The following is an 18,271-nucleotide window of genomic DNA, read 5'->3' on the forward strand; positions in this document are numbered from 1 at the left end:
GCATGCTCGAGCCGGAACCGGTCGTAGCAGCCGAGCTGTTCGGCGACAGGATCGACGTGGCCCGTCAGTTCACCGCGGCGCTCGCGGATCAGGGTGAGGAGCGAGGGCTCATCGGTCCTCTCGAGCTCCCACGACTGTGGACGCGACACATCCTCAACAGCGTGATCGCCGCCCCGCTCTTCCATGGATCGGTTGCCGATATCGGGTCGGGCGCAGGATTGCCCGGACTGGTTCTCGCGATCGCGCGTCCTGACGTGCACTGGACTCTCATCGAACCGATGGAGCGACGGATCACCTGGCTCAATGAGCAGGTGGAGGCACTGTCACTCGACAACGTCGAAGTACTGCGCGCGCGCGCCGAAGACGTCGATCGCCCCGGCGGGTTCGATGTGGTCACCGCTCGTGCTGTCAGCGCGCTGCGAACCCTGTTGCCGCTGACCGCACCTCTTGTGCGTGATGGCGGTGAACTCGCAGTACTCAAGGGCATGAACGCTGCGAACGAGATCGACGCGGCGCAGAAGCAGATCAAGAAGTACCGGCTGTCCGAGGTACGTGTCGAAGTGCTGGGAGAAGGCGTACTGCCCGAGATCACCAGAGTGGTGCGCGCGACCGTTCGGTGAGGTGTTCCCCCCTTCCGTCGGGATGATGTCCTTGTGGTGGCGTGATCGTTCGTCGATTGTTCGACTTTTTGGGTGTTCGCTGGTTCTGCGTTTCGTGTTGCGCCCGACGGTGGGTGCTGGTCTCCAGCGGGATCCCGGTGAATGATGTGGGCAACATAGTCGCCGGGTTCCGAGTGCTGCCGGACTGGCGCAGGCCGGGTCGAGTCGTTGTCACGCGTCGCCTCGGGCCCCACGATATGCGGTTCTGCGGAGCAGCGCGCTCCGAGAGACCACTCGCTGCTGTGCCTGCCGAGCTCGCTCGTTTGCTAGCTGTGCCTATCGTTGCGCCGGGGCCGCCGACGAAGCTGCAGTGTTTCACGTGAAACGCCGCGGAGGTCAACGACTCGATGTTCCACGTGAAACATGTGGGGTGTGATGGAGCGGGTGTTCGTCGCGGAACAAGGTCACTCCATTCGAGGGTGATGTTTCACGTGGAACATAAGGTTCGCGGGAGCCGCCCGCCGGATCGGCAGAGCACCGTGGCCGTGGATTGGATGCGTCCTGGTGTTTCCGCCTGGGTAATCCCGCAAGATATGTGTGCATACAGAGCCGCCAGTTTGCTGCGCACGGCCTCGGTTGCTCGCGGACCCATCCCACATCAGGGCTGGCCTGTCAGCGCTTGTCTACCAGTCCGGCGGGGTGCCCGCGGAGGTGGGTGGGAGCTACGGCGGCTACCTCCTCCCTCTCACGGCGGAGCTGCGGGTGGTTCCGGTCCAGGCGGAGAGGCGGGCGAGTATTCGCGATCACATCCGGCGGACGTCACGCATCAAAGGTGGATGATTCTCGTTGAGCCGGGAGCCGAGACGACGGGCTCTTGGGTCGATGAGGGTAGCCGGCGGGGGCTTCGAGGGCACCGGCGCTGTCGTACGAACACGAACGGGCGCGCGCAGCGTGAGGGTGGTCGAGTTGCAGTGGTGATGAGGCTCCGGCGGTCATGAGGCTCCGGCGGTGATGAACCTCCGGTGGTGATGAGGCTCCGGTGGTGATGAGGCTCCAGTGGCGATGAGGCTCCGGTGGTGATGAACCTCCAGTGGCGCTGAAGACGCGAGGACGAGTCAGGGGGGATCGTCGTCTGTGGCCCAGGCCCGTGGGGGGAGGGGCGGAGACAGGGGCGAGGAGCCCAGCCGGCGCCGTGTCATCGTGGTGGGACTATCTCCGCGACACACGCCGCCTGGAAGTCCATCGTCGTGAGGCACCGTCCTCTTGGCGTGTGACCCGGCTTTGTGGGGACGAGCGCACGGCCACCGCGACGCGAGAACTGCGTCGCACATGTGGCCTTCGCCGTCGTCGAGCGCGTCAGGCACCCCCACTCGACGAGATTGCCGCGTTGAGCGGCGGAGAGGAGCGGGACGGTTCCCTCCGATCCTTGGATCTCTCCTCCCTGCTCTGACGGCGTCAGCCGCGAGAGGACGGTGCATCTCGCGACGTGGCACGGTAGCAGACCCTCGCCCCGTCGCATCGGGAGCTCGACGGAGACGAGCGGGTACTGTGGTTCGACGGCATCCTGGCGCTCCTGAGCGGTTGCCCTGACTCTCCCCAGCTGTACCTTCCGGGCCCACGTTTCACGTGAAACACGCGGGTGCCGCTTCGGAGATCGGCGCGCAGGCCACCATCCGTTCCGCCCAGAGGGGGAGGGATGCGCCTAGGCAGTTCTCAGCGGCCGCCGTAGGTCGGTCGACCGATGTCGAGATGGCCGGGACTGCGTGTGTCGTTGATCATGCTTCGTGCCGTGCAGCCGAGACGGCCTCATGGTGTGCCGCGGAGACCGATCACAGGAATGTCGGGAGTAGGGACGTCCACGCTCCTCTCGGTTCTGGGGGATCGCGGTCATCGGGTGATCGATACGGACTACGGAGCGCGGAAGACCGCAGACGGACTGTGGGATGAAATGCGACTGTCTGCGTTGCTGAGTTCGGCGTCTTCCGTCGTCGTCACAGGAGCGGGGCGGGAGAACCGGGGGAGGTGCTGCGACCTATTCGACCACGTGGTGCTTCCCTCGAGAACCGAGGAGGTGATCCTCGCCCGGGTCGCTTGCCGCGCGAACAATCACTACGGCCGTACCGAGAGCGAGCGGCGGGAGATGCGCACGCATCTGCAGGATGTCGAACCTCGGCTACGCACGACTGCGACAGAGCAGTTCGACGGCACGGACCGATGCCCTGGATCACCTCGCCGATCGTATCGAGCGGCTTCTTCGAGAGTAGGTGTTTCACGTGAAACAGCCGGAACGCGAGCGGTCGTCTCTCCGGAACAGGGAACTGCGCGCGCGGCCGTCTCTCTGCCCCAGGCGCAGAGCCGTGACATGCACGGAAACTCCTCTGCTGCTGCACAGGTGCGCCACGACATGCCGGACCTCTCTCCCGACGGGGCCGTTGAAGCCGGACTCGTATCGACCCCGAATCGCACCGCCGGAGTTGGCTTCTGCTCGTGTCCCAGAACCCTCAACCCCCGATCACGGGTGGTTTCCTACTTCCGCCCCATCCTGCATCGGACACACGATCTTCAGGAGTCGAAGGCCGCGAACGCCGGGATGCACCCGGGCGCTCACAGTCACTGTCTGCCGCAACGATTAGAGTGGAAGGCGGCCCCGAAAGGAGTGGATGTTTCACGTGAAACAGCCCGAAAAGGCATCACCGAAGAGCGATTTCGGGATGGACACACCCCTCGCGCGGGAGATCGCCGACCTGTCCGCACGTCGACGCGCTCTCGAAGGTGTGCAACTCCACTTCGGCGGAGAGACTCGCATCCTCACGGTCTCGAACCAGAAGGGCGGGGTCGGTAAGACGACCAGCGCGGTCAACGTCGCAGCCGCTCTCTCGGGCCTCGGAGCGAAGGTCCTCGTCATCGACCTGGATCCTCAGGGAAACGCGTCCACCGCGCTCGGCGTACCGCACAACGCGGAGACCCCGAGTGTGTACGACGTGCTGATCGAGGACACCGCACTCGCCGACATCGTGCAGCAGAGCCCTGAGGATGAGAACCTCTTCTGCGCCCCCAGCACCATCCACCTCGCCGGCGCCGAGATCGAGCTCGTGGCCCAGGTCGCACGCGAACACCGTCTCCGCAGGGCGCTCGATGTCTATCTCATCGACAGCCCCATGGACTTCGTCATCATCGACTGCCCGCCGTCGCTCGGACTCCTCACCATCAACGCCTTCACGGCAGCGCGTGAGGTCTTCATCCCCATCCAGTGCGAGTACTACGCACTCGAGGGACTGAGCCAGCTGCTGGGCAGCATCCAGATGATCCAGAAGCACCTCAATCCGGACCTTCACCTGTCGACGATCCTCCTCACGATGTTCGACGGGCGCACCCGTCTCGCACAGCAGGTCGCCGACGAGGTCCGCACCCACTTCCCGCAGCAGGTTCTGGACACCGTCATCCCGCGCTCCGTGCGGGTGTCGGAGGCACCGAGCTTCGGACAGACCGTGATCGCCTATGACGGGCAATCCGCCGGCGCCGTCGCCTACCGCGAGGCCGCTGTCGAGATCGCGTCGCGCACGGCGACGCAGAGCAAGGAGAAATGATGGCGAAGCGCACTGGACTGGGTCGGGGCATCGGTGCCCTCATTCCGACGGCGGATCAGTCGGAACGCCCCGTGGACGTCTTCTTCCCCGGAGCGAGTCTGCGGTCGAACCAGGCGACCGCGCCGGTCGAGCCTGCCGCGGACCTCGAGGCGGTGCCCGGCATCCATCTCATCCAGATCGACCCTCAGAAGATCGTGCCGAACCCGCGGCAGCCGCGTACGCACTTCGACCCGAGCGACCTCGCGGAGCTCGTGCACAGTGTGCGCGAATTCGGCGTCCTGCAGCCGGTCGTGGTTCGCAAGAACGTGGATGGCGAGTACGAGCTGATCATGGGGGAGAGGCGCACACGCGCCGCGCGCGAGGCCGGTCTGGACGCCATCCCCGCAGTGGTGCGCGAGACGGCGGACGAGGATCTGCTGCGTGACGCCCTTCTCGAGAACCTGCACAGGTCGGAGCTGAACCCTCTGGAAGAAGCCTCCGCCTACCAGCAGCTGCTGGAGGACTTCGGCATCACCCAGGAGGAGCTGGCGACGCGCATCGGTCGATCGCGCCCCCAGATCAGCAACACGATCCGCCTGCTCAAGCTGCCGGTTCCGGTGCAGCAGCGCGTGGCGGCCGGGGTGCTGACGGCTGGGCACGCACGCGCGATCCTCAGCCTCGACACCCCGGAGGCGATGCAACGCCTCGCCGACAAGGTCGTGAACGAGGACCTCTCGGTCCGTGCCACCGAGGTCGCCGCCAAGACGGAGCCGACCACAGCGACGCGCACCGCGAAGCCGACGCCCGGGGCCCGTCGTGCCTACCTCGACGAGGTCGCAGGCAACCTCGGAGATCGCCTCAACACCCGCGTCAAGGTCTCGTTGGGTGCGCGAAAGGGGCAGGTCATCATCGATTTCGCATCGATTCAGGACCTGAACCGCATTCTCACCGAGCTCGGCGAATCGGGCTACGGTTCGGCGTGACACGCCCCTGCAGGAGCTGACGGGACGTAGACTCCCGACATCGCGATGATGAGAGGGATGCCATGGCCACTGCATTGAATCCGGAAGGCGTCCGGCGCCGCGTCATCGCGGTCAGCATCGCCGCCGCCCTCGGCGGTTTCCTGTTCGGTTTCGACACGGCCGTGATCAACGGTGCGGTCGACGCTCTTGCGGGCACGACGTCGGGCTTCGACCTCGGCGTCGGGCTCAAGGGCTTCGCCGTCTCGTCCGCGCTGATCGGCTGCGCGGTCGGGGCGTGGTTCGCGGGGCCGATCGCGAACAAACGCGGACGCATCCCCGTGATGGTGGTCGCGGCGGCGATGTTCTTCGTCTCCGCCATCGGCTCCGGTCTCGCCTTCAGCGTGGTCGACCTCATCATCTGGCGGGTGATCGGCGGACTCGGTGTCGGAGCGGCATCCGTCATCGCGCCGGCCTACATCGCCGAGGTCTCTCCCGCGGCCATCCGTGGCCGGCTGGGATCACTCCAACAGCTCGCCATCGTCACGGGCATCTTCGCAGCCCTGCTGTCGGATGCCCTGCTCGCGAACCTCGCCGGCGCGGCGGACCAGCCGCTGTGGGGGCTCACCGCCTGGCGATGGATGTTCATGGTCGCGGCGATCCCCGCGCTCGTCTACGGGCTCATGTCCCTGAGGCTTCCCGAGTCGCCGAGGTACCTCGTGCGCAAGGGCGACCTGAAACGGGCGGGGGAGGTCCTGCATACGGTGACCGGCGCCGTCGACGTCGAGGCGAAGATCAAGGAGATCACCAGCACGATCGACACGGAGCGCAAGGAGTCCCTGCGCGATCTGCGCGGCAGCCGCCTGGGCCTGAAGCCGATCGTGTGGGTCGGCATCCTGCTCTCGGTCTTCCAGCAGTTCGTCGGCATCAACGTCATCTTCTACTACTCGACCACGCTGTGGCAGTCCGTCGGATTCGACGAGTCGAGCGCGCTGCTGACCTCCGTCATCACGTCGGTGACGAACATCGTGGTGACGATCGTGGCGATCCTGCTCGTCGACAAGGTGGGCCGCCGCATCATGCTGCTCGTCGGCTCCGTCGGAATGACCGTGACGCTGGGTCTGATGGCACTCGCGTTCTCGTTCGGCACGCTGGATGCCGAGGGCACGGCGACGCTGCCCGACCCCTGGGCCACGGTGGCCCTGATCTGCGCCAACGGGTTCGTGGTGTTCTTCGGAGCCACCTGGGGCCCGCTGGTCTGGGTGCTTCTGGGAGAGATCTTCCCGAACTCGATCCGCGCGGGGGCCCTCGCGGTCGCCGCGGCGGCGCAGTGGGCGGCGAACTTCTTCATCTCGACGACGTTCCCGATCTTCGCCGACATCGGCCTCACGTTCGCCTACGGCTTCTACGCGTTCTTCGCTCTGCTGTCGTTCTTCTTCGTCTACTTCAAGGTTCCGGAGACCAAGGGCAAGGAGCTCGAGGAGATGACAGACGAGTTGAAGGTGGAGCGCCGGGGCACGCGAAAGGCCACGTAGGCTGGAAGTATGACCGAGTCCGTTCCCCGTCGCGCCAGCCTCGAGGTGCTGAGAGCCGAAGCCTCGGACGAGCTCGCCGTGTTGATCCAGGAGCGCCTTCTCGGGGGCGAGGATCCCTGGGACTTCATGGAGGAGCTCCCCAGCGTCGATGAGCTCGTGGTCTTCCTCCTGCGGGCCGACAACATCACCGCGAACGACGGCGTGCGGCCCAACGCGGCTCGTCACTATCGAGTGCTGCGACAGATCGCGTTGGAGTATCCGGAACTCACCCCGGCGGTCTGGCGCCTGCTCGACGAGACGCAGCGTCATCGCCGGTGGGATCCGACGGTCGCCGACGCGTCCTGATCCGTCGGATGCCGCGCATACTCGTCCCGTACGATCCGTCGTGGCCGGCGCGTTTCGCGTCGTTCGCCACGGAGCTGCGTGAACTCGCCCGTGCGGACTGGGCCATCGAGCACATCGGATCCACGGCGATCCCGGGCATGCGCGCGAAGCCGATCATCGACCTCGCCGTCAGGATCCGGGATCTCGAGGACTTCGGGGCTCACCTTTCCGCGCTCGAGAGCGGAGGGTGGCGGCGTGGCAGCGCGGTGCGCTCGCATCCGGTCATGATCCTCGAGCGTGAGGGCGCTCGTGTCGCGATCGCGCACTTCTTCACGGCCGGGGAGTGGGATGCCGTGCATCAGCGCATCCTGCGTGACTGGCTCCGGTCGCATCCGGACGACGCCGACCTCTACGTGCACGCGAAGTGCGACGCCGTGGCCGCCGCCGCACGCGGGACATCGGCCTACAACGCCGCGAAGACGCCGGTCATCCAGGAGATCGTCGATCGCGCGCGGGCGGCACGAGGAATGCCCTCCGTCCCGGTCTCCGACAAGTAGCCGCGGCGGCGCGTCCGGAGAATGCTCCGGACGGGCAGGAGCGCGGACGGATGCGGATCCGGACACGGAAAAGGCCGCCACCCCCGAAAGGGGTGACGGCCATGAAAGATCCTGATCAGCCGATGAAGTCGGCGAGGTCCTTCTCGAGAGCGGGCTTCGGCTTGGCGCCGATGATGGTCGTCTTGACCTCACCGCCCTGGAACACCTTCATCGCGGGGATCGAGGTGATCTGGTACTTCATCGCCAGCTGCGGGTTCTCGTCCACGTTCAGCTTGAGGATGGTGATCTTGTCGGGGTTGTCCGCCTGGATCTGGTCCAGAACGGGGGCGACCATACGACACGGTCCGCACCACTCGGCCCAGAAGTCCACGAGGACGGGACCTTCGGCCTGCAGAACGTCCTGCTCCCAGGTCGCCTGGCTCGTAGCCTTTGCACTCATCAGAGTTCTCCTTGTTCGAGGTTCGCCTACTACAACAGCAGGCGTCGTGAAACTGTTCCCGACCGCTCAGGCCGTGAGGATCTCGGCGGCTTCCGCGGCCGGGACCTCCACGGAGGCGTCTTCGAGATCGGCGAGGAAGTGCTCGGCGTCGAGAGCGGCGACCGTGCCCGACCCGGCAGCGGTGATCGCCTGACGGTAGGTCGGGTCGATCACGTCGCCGGCGGCGAACACCCCGGGAACCGAGGTCTTCGACGAGCGGCCGTCGACCCAGATGGTCCCCTCGGCGGTCAGCTCGAGCTTGTCGTGCACGAGGTGGGTGCGCGGGTCGTTGCCGATCGCGATGAACAGACCGTCGAGGGCCAGATCGCTGAGTGTGCCGTCGACCGTGTTGCGCAGCTGCACTCCCGAGACGGAGTCACCGCCGAGGATCTCGGCGACCTCGCTGTTCCAGACGAACTCGATCTTCTCGTTCGCGAAGGCGCGCTCCTGCATGATCTTCGATGCCCGCAGCGTGTCCTTGCGGTGGATGACGTAGACCTTGTCGGCGAAGCGGGTGAGGAACGTCGCCTCCTCCATCGCCGAGTCTCCGCCGCCGACCACGGCGATCGTCTTCTCACGGAAGAAGAACCCGTCGCACGTGGCGCACCACGAGACGCCGTATCCGGACAGACGCTCTTCGCCCTCGATGCCGAGCTTGCGGTACGCCGAGCCGGTCGCGTAGATGAGCGTCTGGGCCTCGTGCACCGTTCCGCTGCCGAGCGTGACCTTCTTGACGGTGCCGTCGAGGTCGAGTTCGGTGACGTCGTCGTAGACGACCTCGGTGCCGAACTTCTCGGCCTGCTCCTGGAACTTGGCCATGAGCTCGGGGCCCTGGATCCCCTCGGGGAAGCCCGGGTAGTTCTCGACCTCGGTGGTGTTCATCAGCTCTCCGCCGACCTCGACGGTGCTCGCGATGAGCAGCGGCTTGAGGTTCGCGCGCGCCGCGTAGATGGCGGCGGTGAATCCGGCGGGACCGGAACCGATGATGATGACCTGACGCATGTGCTCTCCGTCGTAGATGCTGAGACGCCGAAAGACGTTCGACTGCTTCAACCAATGGTAACCGCGCGACATTCCCGCGCGTGGGCGGTCAGCGGCCGGGCAGGAAGCGGCGCAGCATCGAGCCCGCGACCGTGAGCTCCGGGGCGCGCATGAGCGCCAGGATGCCGATGTAGACGACCACGACCACGGCACCGATGATGCAGGTGCCGATCGCGCCGAGGAGCTGGCCGCTCATGGTCCAGCCTTCGGTGCCGCCGAGCAGCAGGAAGACTCCCCATCCGGCCAGCCCTGCGGGCACGGCGGCGACCGCGAACCGGCCGATCGCGCTCATCCACGACCCGATCTGCAGACCGCCGATCTTGCGGTGCAGCAGCCAGATGGCGATCACCGTCTGCAGTGTGCTCGCGATCGACTGCCCGAGTGCGACCCCGGCGGCGAGCAGCGTCACGGGGATCACGTCAAGAGAGTAGAGCAGCGAGGCCAGCAGCGCGGTGCCGACGACGAGGGCGCACTGGAAGATCGTGAACCAGAACGGGGTACGCGTGTCGTCGTAGGCGTAGAACGTCCTCTGGACGATGAAGAGCACCGTGAGCGGGAGCAGGCCGATGAGATAGGCGACGAGCACCGGTGCGGCGCCGAAGGCCTCGTTCAGATTGCTCGAGAAGACGCGAGACGCCGGGAAGGTGGCGGCGGCGACCGCGGCGATGGCCGCCATGATGAAGAACACCAGAGTGCGGATGCTGCGGGTGATGTCGGCGCGAACCTCGTCGTGGCGGCCGGCCGCCGCATGCTCGCTGATCTGCGTGAAGTACGGGGTGCCGATGGACAGCACGATGACCGAGTACGGGAGCATGAAGACCAGCCAGGCGTTCGCCAGGACGGTGGAGGACGCCCCGGCACCGGAGGCGGTGGTGGCGACACTGCTCTGGAAGAAGCCGGCGGCGATCCCTGCGAGCGCCATCAGCATCGTCCACCCGGCGAGCCGACCCACCGTGCCGAGACCCGCGCCACGCCAGTGGAAGTCGGGACGGAGGGACAGTCCCGTACGTCGCCAGAACACCAGGAGCACGAGGGCCTGGAGAGCGATGCCGAGCGTCGCTGTGCCTCCGAGTATCGCGACCATCTGGGGGGTCCAGGACGCGGCGCTCCGGGGCACCTCGTGGAACACGGCGCCGAGGGCGAGGAAGCCGGCGATCGACACGATGTTGTTGATGACAGGTGCCCAGGTGAAGGGACCGAAGACGCGGCGGGCGTTCAGAGTCTCACCGAGGAGTGCGTAGACGCCGTAGAAGAGGATCTGCGGCAGACACCAGTAGGCGAAGGCGATGGCCAGCGCGCGCAGCTCCTGCTGCTTCTCGGATGTGGCGAGCCACACCAGGCCCGGGGCGGCGATCATGGCGATCGCGGTGCAGACGAGCAGCACCACGACGCCGAGGGTGAACATCTTGGAGATGAACGGCCCGCCGCCGTCGGGCTTCGCAGTGGCCTTGACGATCTGCGGGACGATGACTGCGGTCAGCACGCCGACCGAGATCAGCTGGAAGACGCTGTTGGGGAGCTGGTTGGCCACCGTGAACGCGTCGGCCGCCTGCGAGATCGAACCCAGCACCCCGACCAGGACGATGCTGCGCAGAAGACCGGTCACTCGCGACACCATCGTGCCGGCGGCGATCACGGCGCTGGCACGGCCGAGGCTACTCATCGCGCTCCTCGACGGTGTCGACGGTCTCGCTCGCGTCGACGGTCTCGTCGGTCCCGTGGGAACCGGCGGCGGCATCCGCCTCGACGCCCGCCTCTGCGTCGCTCTCGCGACGACGGCGGCGCACCGTGCGGATCACGCCGACGCTGAGCAGAAGCACGATCAGCCCGCCGAACAGGGCGAGGCCGATGGTCTCCCATTCGGCCCGCACCGAGACGCGGACCCGCTCGGGCTGGCTGATCTGCACGCCCGTCGGGCTCGACAGTTCAAGGGTCAGCGTGACCTCACCGCTGCCCACTCGCGCCGATACGGGCACCTTCACTCTGCCGTTCGAATTGGGCTGGATGGTCGCCGCCGTGACCTTCTGCACGTCGAGACGCGGATCGCTCGGACGCACCGAGAGCATCACGTTCACCGGCCACGGCAGATCGTTGCGCACCGAGAACGGCAGATCGGCGTTGGCCGTGAGCAGCTGGATGGTGCTGGACGGCGGGATGTCCACGGCGTCGAGCGTGGCGGTCGTCGCGATGTGCACCGCGGCGGTCGCTTCGTCGAACTTCTTCGCGGTCAGGCCCACGGCGGTCGCACGGAGGATCTGGATGCGCTTGGGGCTCAGCAGCAGCTGCCGATCGTCGAGGATCGAGGCGAAATCGTCGAGGACGACCTCGTCGGCGAGCATCCGCTGCAGGGCGGCGCCACGCGAGGTGTCCGGTTCCGCCACGAGAGAGACGGGGACGCTGGGCGTCGCGAGGACCTCGGTGAGCCCGAAACCGGGGGAGTCGACGGCGGCGATCGCCTCGCGCAGGGCGTCGGCCGAGCGGGTGTCGTCGCGATCGAGCCCCACGAGGAGGGGCGTGGCGGGGTTGGGGAGCGCCGAGAGGTACACCTGCGCGGTGGCCTCGGAGAGCAGTCGCTGGCGGGACGCGGCATCGTTCTCGCTCGCGGCCTCGGAGAGGGCGTCAGACGCGGCGGTGTCCGAGACGAGGATGTCGCTGGTGCCTGCGGTGGCTCGAGCTCCGGCAGCGCCGCCGAGACTGGCGGAGGAGAGGATCGTGACGCCACCGTCTCCGACGTAGCCGGCGAAGGCGTCGAGATCGGTCGCGGTGACGTCGCTGCGCGGCCACAGCACGCCCGCGGTCGCTCCGTCGACCGCACGCAGATCGGCATCGCTGGGGATGCTCGGGCTGCCGGGCGACGGGCTGGGCGTGCCCGACGACGAGGGCGAGGGCGTCGGGGCGTCGGAGGGCGTCGCGCCCGCAGGGGTGGCGAAGTCGCTCGGGGTCACGAACGGCAGGAGCGAGGTCGGCTGCAGCAGCGCGGTGAGCCCGGCCTGCGCCTGGGTCGTCGCATCCGCGTCGCCGAACTGCAGGGCGAAGCGGTCATTGGGCAGTTCGTCGAGCTGGCGCAGCCAGTCCCGGGCGCTCTGCGGCGCCGACGAGCCGAGCACGTTGACGGCGGCGGTGATCGCGGGGTCGATCGCGAGGATGGCGCCTGTGCCTCTGACCCCGTCGATCGCCGCGGTGAGCGCACCGTCGGGTGCGGTGAGCACCGTCAGCTCCTCCGACGTCAGGAGGGCGCCGCGGGCGGGGGTGGCCGTGATCGGCACGATCACCGCGATCGGAGGATTCGGCGTCGCGGTGACCACCAGCACAGAGGTCGACGTCACGGCATCCGAGTCGTTCTGCCCCTGCGTCTGCGCGCCGCTGAGCGTGGCGCGCAGCGGGTAGACGCCCGGCGCGAGGTCGGCCAGCGCTTCGGGGGGAACGGCGATGTTCGTGGTCGCTGCCGACTCGGCGTCCACTGTTCCCGTCGCGTCGGTGCCGAGCTCGTCGAAATCGCCCGTGACCTCGGCGTCGTCGAGCCAGGAGGTCACTGCGGTGGGGCTCGACAGAGCGGTGCGGTTGATCTCGACGGTGACGCGACCCGCGGAGAGCGATGACGACTCGTCGTTCTGCACGGTCAGCGAGGCGGTGGTGCCGCTGCCGGGGGCGATCGCGCCACGCACGCCCGCAGAGAGGATCAGCTCGATCGCGGGTGCGTCGTCCGCGTCGGAATCGGTCGCGGCGACCGCGCTCCCCGTTCCCGTCGCACACAGGCCGAGAGCGATCGCCGAGATGACGGATCCGCACGCGACGCGCTGCAGGCGCGTGCGGTGGCCGTTCTCGGGGGTGGTCGCGGTCATGGAAGTCTTCCTCGAACGCCGGGGATCTCAGGCTGCTCGTGAGTGCTGACCTTGTGATTCTAGGTGGCACGCGCGAGGAGAACCCTGAAGACGCGTAGAGTGACGGCCGTGTCCGACACCCCGTTCCCCGTGCCAGATCCGATCCGCAGCACCGCGCTCGCGGCCGACCTCGACGCCGCCGACCTGCGCTCCGAGCCGCTGCGCCGACTGTGGGGAGAAGAAGAGGACGACGCGCTCGCTCGCGGCATGAGGGAGCCGATCCTGCGCGCGATCGCGCACGATGACGGACCGCTCGCGACCCTCGGACGCCTGCTCGTGCTGGGAATGCCGCAGCCCCTCACGGCAGTGGCCACGGCCCTGCCGACCCTCGGAGTGGAGGGCCTGGTGGCTCTCGGGCTGGCGCGCGTGGACGCGGCATCCGTGATCCCGACCGCCCTGCTGCGGCCGCAGTCCTTCGTCGACGCCGACGGCTTCGGCGAATGGTGGATCGCCAGCGATCTCGACGAGACGGCGCTGGACGGCGCCCTCCCCGCCGACCATGTGCTCGGCGTCGGCGGGGCCTCCCGCACGCTCGCCGAGATCGTGATGCCGGTCGAGGTCGACCGCGCGCTCGACCTCGGCACCGGATGCGGCATCCAGGCCCTCCTGGTCGCCCGGCACGCCCGCTCGGTCGTCGCCACCGACATCTCGGCGAGGGCTCTCGCCTTCGCGGAGCTGAACGCGCAGCTGAACGGCGTGTCGACCATCGAGTTCCGCCTCGGCAGCATGTTCGAGCCGGTCGCCGGAGAGACCTTCGACCTGATCGTGTCGAACCCGCCGTTCGTCATCACCCCTCGCGCCGAGGGTGTGCCGGAGTACGAGTACCGTGACGGCGGCCTCGTCGGCGACGCTCTGGTGGAGCAGTTCATCGCCACCGCTCCGCAGCACCTCACGCCCGGCGGGTCGGCGCAGCTGCTCGGCAACTGGGAGTCTCGCGGAGGGCAGCGGTCGCTGACCGGTCGAGCGGGACTCGATCGCGTCTCGTCCTGGGTTCCCGGCGAGCTCGACCTGTGGGTCGTGCAGCGTGAGGAGCTGACCCCTCTCGCGTACGCCGAGCTCTGGATCCGCGACGGCGGAACGACGCCACGGGATGCCGCCTTCACCCCGCTGCTGCGCGCCTGGCTCGACGACTTCGCCGCACGCGGGGTGACCGCGGTCGGCTTCGGGTACATCCTGATCCGACGTCCTGCGCACGCCGGTGCTCCGCTGCGCAGGCTCGAGCGTCTGCCGCAGCCGGTGTCGAACGTCGGGAGCGCGCTGCGCGACGGCCTCGCCGCACACGACCTGCTGGCAGGGGGCGTCCCGCCGATGCTGCTGACCGCGGCGGACGTCACCGAAGCCCGCCACCTGCTGCCGGGCAACGACGACCCCAGCATCATCGAGCTGCGCCAGGGAGGGGGCTTCGCCCGGACCCTCACGGTGGATCCTGCGCTCGCCGCGTTCGTGGGCGCGTGCGACGGCGACCTCACGGTCATGCAGATCGTCGCGGCGCTCGCCGACCTGTTCGAGGTGCCGCTCGCCGACCTCTGGGCAGACCTCGAACCGCGCATCCGGCAGCTCATCCTCGACGGCCTTCTCGTGGCGGGTGTTCGGTAGGGAATACCCGCCGACATCCATGCGTTCGAATACACCATGAAGGCTTTCGGATTCCTCTCTTTCGGGCATTACGCCGATGTGCCGGGTTCAGCGACCCGCACGGCCGGCGACATGCTGAAGCAGACCATCGAGATCGCGGAGGGTGCTGACGAGATCGGCGTCAACGGCGCATCGGTCCGTGTGCACCACTGGGCCCGCCAGGCCGCCTCGCCGATGCCGCTGCTGTCGGCCATGGCCGCGCGCACGAAGCGCATCGAGGTGGGCACGGGCGTGATCGACATGCGCTACGAGAACCCGTTCCAGTTCGCCGAGGAGGCGGCCGCCCTCGATCTCATCGCCGACGGGCGCATCGCGCTCGGCGTGAGCCGTGGGTCACCCGAGACCGCACTGCGCGGGTACGAGACCTTCGGTTTCCACGATGAAGAGGACCCCGAGCGCGGCAGCGTGATCGCACGCGAGAAGTTCGACCTCTTCCTGCGGGCCATCGACGGTGAAGGCCTCGCCCCGGGAGATCCCCGCATGGTCGGCGCCGGACGCTACCTGGCGATCGAACCGCAGTCGCCGACGCTGCGCGACCACATCTGGTGGGGATCGGGATCGCGTGCCACGGCCGAGGAGACCGGACGCAAGGGCCTCAACATGATGAGCTCGACGCTTCTCACCGAGGCGACCGGCGTGCCGTTCCACCAGCTCCAGCGCGAGCAGATCGATCTCTTCCGCGCCGCCTACAAGGAGGCCGGTCACACCGGCGCTCCGCGCGTCTCGGTCAGCCGCAGCGTCTTCCCGCTGGTCTCCGACATGGATCGGGCCTACTTCGGTCTGCGCAGCGAGGAGAACGCCGACCAGATCGGCATCATCGACGGGTTCCGGTCGACCTTCGGCAAGACCCACGCGGCGGAGCCGGATGTGCTGATCCGGCAGCTCCTCGCCGACGAGGCGGTGATGTCGGCGGACACCCTGCTGCTGACCATCCCGAACCAGCTCGGGCCGGAGTACAACCTGCATGTTCTCGAGGCGTTCGCGACGCATGTCGCTCCCGCACTCGGGTGGAAGCCCAACACGGAGGGCCCGGTGCAGGGAGACGCGATCTAGCGCGATCCGTTCGTGGTGTGGATCACCCTGAGCCGCTCGCACACGACCGGCATGGACGGGTGGAAGCCGCGCGGATCCTCCGAGTGCGCACGCCAGAACCGCTCATGCGTCTCGCGCCAGTGCGCCAGACTCCGGTCGCCCTCTCCTTCGGCGAAGGCGTGGGCCTCGGAGACGTCGCCGAAGGGGATGACGTCGACGGATGCGGTCTCCACGAGAGCACGCGGTGCTCCGCGTCCGTCGAGAACGATGTTCAGCAGGCCGGGTTCGGGAACGGGGTCGTGCGCGTACTCGTAGTCCCAGAGGGAGGATGCCGTCGCGGTCTTCGTGCCGTCGAGCACGAGGGCCAGGAGATCGTCGGCCTGCGCCGGGGTCGCCCCGAACGCCCAGGCGTCGGGGACGGCCTCAGGCAGCGCCGGCACGGCGGCGCGGCACTCTCGCCAGAACTCGTCGATGTCGAGGGGGTCGTTCATCCGGTCAGCCTATTCGTCGCTAGGGTGCAGTCATGACGAGCGAGCGCGGACCGGAAGAGGAGTGGGACTACTCTCCCCTTCCCGCCGATATGCGGCTCTACGACGCACGCACCTACACCGACCTCGGGACACTCGAGGTCGACGGCGAGACGTTCGCGATCCGCGGGAGCGACGACGGCGCACATCACTACGACTGGGTGTCCGGGCCCAACCCGGGGTACGGCTTCACGGTCGGCGGTGGGTCGTCGCCGCGCAGCCGCGACCGGCACGTGGCAGAGATCCGCGACTTCCTTGCGGCGGTGGATCCGGCGACGGGGTACCTCTGAGGCGGAGGTCGACCTGCAGGCCTCGCGCGCAGCACCGTCGTCGCCCGTGGGGTCAGGCGGGTCCGAAGAGCTCCTCGCCGTGCTCGTGCAGCAGCCGGTAGGCATCGGCGAACGTCTCGGGCTCGGGCTCACCGGACGCGCCGTACTTCGCGATGAGCAGACCGAGCAGCCCGCGGGCGGGAGGAGTCAGCGGTTTCAGCTCGGAGGGGTCACCCGGTGTCGGCTCCCGCGCCTCGGGGTTCGGCGGCGTGTAGGCGGGCGTGGTGATCGGCCAGTCGGCGGGATGCCGCGGCTTGTCGAGATTCACGACCTCGAAGAGCGTGTTCGCCGACTGATCCCTGTCGTTGAGAGGCGTCAGGCCATGCAGGCGCGACAGGGTCGCGGTGACCGAACCGTGGTGCATCTCCTCGTGCACGATGGTGCCGCGCCTCGTGTACGCCGACACCGCGATGGCCGGCACACGGCATCCGAGGCGGTCGAAGGTGAAGCCCATCTCGCCGGGCCCGGTGTCGGGCGTCGGTTTTGTCGCGGCCGGAGGTGGCACGTGGTCGTAGCATCCGCCGTGCTCGTCGAACGTGATGAGCAGCAGGGTGTTGACCGCGTTCGACCCCTTCGGGGAGGCGCTTGTGCGCACCGCCTCGTAGATGTCGTGGATGAGCCGGTCGCCCGCGCGCACGTCAGAGATCGCGCTGTCGTAGACGGGCTCGCCGTCGGCCTCGCTCTCGCGTGGGGCTCCGAACGGCGGATGGAAGTCGTTGTGGTCGTAGACCATGCGCGGTTCGATGAACGCGTATGCGGGAAGCGTGCCGTTCTTCGCGTCGTCGTAGAAGTCCTCCATGGTGCCGAAGTGCTCGGTGCGCCAGTACTTCTCGAGCACCGCCGCGTGCAGCATCCCCGTGAAGGACACCAGCTGCAGCTTGTCGATGTAGATCTTCCAGCTGACCTTCTCGTCTTCGAGGCGATTGAAGACTGTCGGCGCCGCGGGTGCGTCGATCCATTTGCGGTACCCGCCGCCCGCCTGGTTGGTGACGAATCCGTGCGATGTGGAGGCGTGGAAGAACGACCGGTTGCAGAAGGTCTGCGACGGCACTCCGGCGAACCAGTGATCGAACACCGCGAACTCCGCCGCGAGCGTCGAGAGCACCGGGAGCATCTCGGGCGAGAAGGAGCCCATGATGTGCGCCGCCTCCTGCGGGGCGGGGTCGGCGCCCTTGCGCAGCCGACGGAAGTTGATGATGTAGTCCTCGAGGAACCCCGACATCGTGGCCTTCTCGCCATGCGTCGGGGCGTTGAACGGGGCGGTCATCTGGTCGACGAACAGGTCGGCGTTGCCCGGCGGGTCGACGGTGCCGAAGATCTGCGTGTTGACGTGCGGGTACTCCTCGCCGGGATCCGGGTCGGGCAGGCTCATGATCCGGTCGGTGTCGCCCGTGTACACATGCGCGTCGACGACCGTGCCGTCACGGGCCGTGTTGCTGTGCGTGCCGAACGCGAGCCCCTCGAACCGCTCGCTCGCGGGCAGGTTCTCGGTCGAGTAGAGGTAGCCGAGCAGGTTGTCGAAGGAGCGGTTCTCGCCCATGACTACGACGAGGTGGTCGAAGCCCGGCTCGCTGCGGGGGGTGAGCGCGGCGAACGGATCGGGATCCGCCGCGAAACCACGCCGGTCTCCGGCGGCGACGCCGGCGCCGATGGCTGCCCCGCCGGCCCCGCCGATCACGGCACCGGCGAGGGCCGCCCCGCCCATCTTGAGGAATCCGCGCCGTGACGGGTCCTTCGTGCCCTGCGGCTCGTCTGCAGTCATGGAGCCGATCCTAGGCTCGGGCCGCGTCGCGCGCATCGTGTTGGCT

General features: G+C 67.9%; 15 protein-coding genes. 9 read left to right on the forward strand and 6 right to left on the reverse strand.

Annotated elements, in window-relative coordinates:
- Positions 1–2: 2 nt before the first annotated feature.
- The 6 genes from rsmG (at position 3) to ASD43_RS05195 (ending at position 7,540) form a co-directional block, all read left to right on the forward strand.
- Complete coding sequence (gene rsmG / locus ASD43_RS05170) at positions 3–620, forward strand: 16S rRNA (guanine(527)-N(7))-methyltransferase RsmG (protein ID WP_056419135.1); 618 nt, start codon at positions 3–5, stop codon at positions 618–620.
- A 2,690-nt stretch (positions 621–3,310) separates the two neighbouring features.
- Entirely contained in the window at positions 3,311–4,186 is an 876-nt protein-coding gene (locus ASD43_RS05175; protein WP_200946567.1) for a ParA family protein, read from the forward strand.
- Positions 4,186–5,148 (forward strand): ParB/RepB/Spo0J family partition protein, encoded by a 963-nt coding sequence (locus ASD43_RS05180; RefSeq protein ID WP_200946568.1) that lies wholly within the window; start codon positions 4,186–4,188, stop codon positions 5,146–5,148. Before ASD43_RS05175 ends, ASD43_RS05180 begins: the two co-directional genes overlap by 1 nt.
- 62 nt (positions 5,149–5,210) lie before the next feature.
- On the forward strand, positions 5,211–6,659 hold the full coding sequence (locus tag ASD43_RS05185) for a sugar porter family MFS transporter (protein ID WP_056414450.1): 1,449 nt from the start codon (positions 5,211–5,213) through the stop codon (positions 6,657–6,659).
- Between the two features lie 9 nt (positions 6,660–6,668).
- Entirely contained in the window at positions 6,669–7,004 is a 336-nt protein-coding gene (locus tag ASD43_RS05190; protein ID WP_045253998.1) for a hypothetical protein, read from the forward strand.
- An 8-nt stretch (positions 7,005–7,012) separates the two neighbouring features.
- On the forward strand, positions 7,013–7,540 hold the full coding sequence (locus tag ASD43_RS05195) for a GrpB family protein (protein ID WP_157550826.1): 528 nt from the start codon (positions 7,013–7,015) through the stop codon (positions 7,538–7,540).
- 115 nt (positions 7,541–7,655) lie between these two features.
- Here ASD43_RS05195 and trxA read toward each other — a convergent pair whose 3' ends face one another.
- The 4 genes from trxA to ASD43_RS05215 form a co-directional block, all read right to left on the reverse strand.
- Positions 7,656–7,979 carry a thioredoxin gene (trxA, locus tag ASD43_RS05200; protein ID WP_056414458.1) on the reverse strand — a complete coding sequence of 108 codons (324 nt, stop codon included), beginning with the start codon at positions 7,977–7,979 and terminating at the stop codon, positions 7,656–7,658.
- A gap of 66 nt (positions 7,980–8,045) precedes the next feature.
- On the reverse strand, positions 8,046–9,020 hold the full coding sequence (gene trxB / locus ASD43_RS05205; RefSeq protein WP_056419139.1) for a thioredoxin-disulfide reductase: 975 nt from the start codon (positions 9,018–9,020) through the stop codon (positions 8,046–8,048).
- A gap of 88 nt (positions 9,021–9,108) precedes the next feature.
- Positions 9,109–10,722 carry a murein biosynthesis integral membrane protein MurJ gene (gene murJ / locus ASD43_RS05210; protein ID WP_056414460.1) on the reverse strand — a complete coding sequence of 538 codons (1,614 nt, stop codon included), beginning with the start codon at positions 10,720–10,722 and terminating at the stop codon, positions 9,109–9,111.
- A complete protein-coding gene (locus ASD43_RS05215; RefSeq protein WP_056414464.1) occupies positions 10,715–12,901 on the reverse strand; it encodes a DUF6049 family protein in 2,187 nt (728 codons plus the stop codon). Before ASD43_RS05215 ends, murJ begins: the two co-directional genes overlap by 8 nt.
- A 99-nt stretch (positions 12,902–13,000) precedes the next feature.
- Here ASD43_RS05215 and ASD43_RS05220 point away from each other — a divergent pair, with 99 nt between their 5' ends.
- Both ASD43_RS05220 and ASD43_RS05225 read left to right on the forward strand, forming a co-directional pair.
- Positions 13,001–14,536, forward strand: a complete 1,536-nt coding sequence (locus ASD43_RS05220) for a class I SAM-dependent methyltransferase (RefSeq protein ID WP_157550829.1) — start codon at positions 13,001–13,003, stop codon at positions 14,534–14,536.
- 36 nt (positions 14,537–14,572) lie between these two features.
- A complete protein-coding gene (locus ASD43_RS05225; protein ID WP_056414467.1) occupies positions 14,573–15,628 on the forward strand; it encodes an LLM class flavin-dependent oxidoreductase in 1,056 nt (351 codons plus the stop codon).
- Here ASD43_RS05225 and ASD43_RS05230 read toward each other — a convergent pair.
- Entirely contained in the window at positions 15,625–16,098 is a 474-nt protein-coding gene (locus ASD43_RS05230; RefSeq protein WP_056414468.1) for an ASCH domain-containing protein, read from the reverse strand. The genes ASD43_RS05225 and ASD43_RS05230 overlap by 4 nt on opposite strands.
- A gap of 32 nt (positions 16,099–16,130) precedes the next feature.
- Here ASD43_RS05230 and ASD43_RS05235 point away from each other — a divergent pair, with 32 nt between their 5' ends.
- Entirely contained in the window at positions 16,131–16,424 is a 294-nt protein-coding gene (locus ASD43_RS05235; protein ID WP_149421945.1) for a hypothetical protein, read from the forward strand.
- Positions 16,425–16,476: 52 nt separating this feature from the next.
- On the opposite strand, the gene ASD43_RS05240 is transcribed toward ASD43_RS05235, so the two are convergent.
- On the reverse strand, positions 16,477–18,225 hold the full coding sequence (locus ASD43_RS05240; protein ID WP_056414474.1) for an alkaline phosphatase family protein: 1,749 nt from the start codon (positions 18,223–18,225) through the stop codon (positions 16,477–16,479).
- Between the last annotated feature and the right edge of the window lie 46 nt (positions 18,226–18,271).

The organism is Microbacterium sp. Root553, assembly GCF_001426995.1.
In the GTDB taxonomy this organism is placed as follows: Bacteria; Actinomycetota; Actinomycetes; order Actinomycetales; family Microbacteriaceae; genus Microbacterium.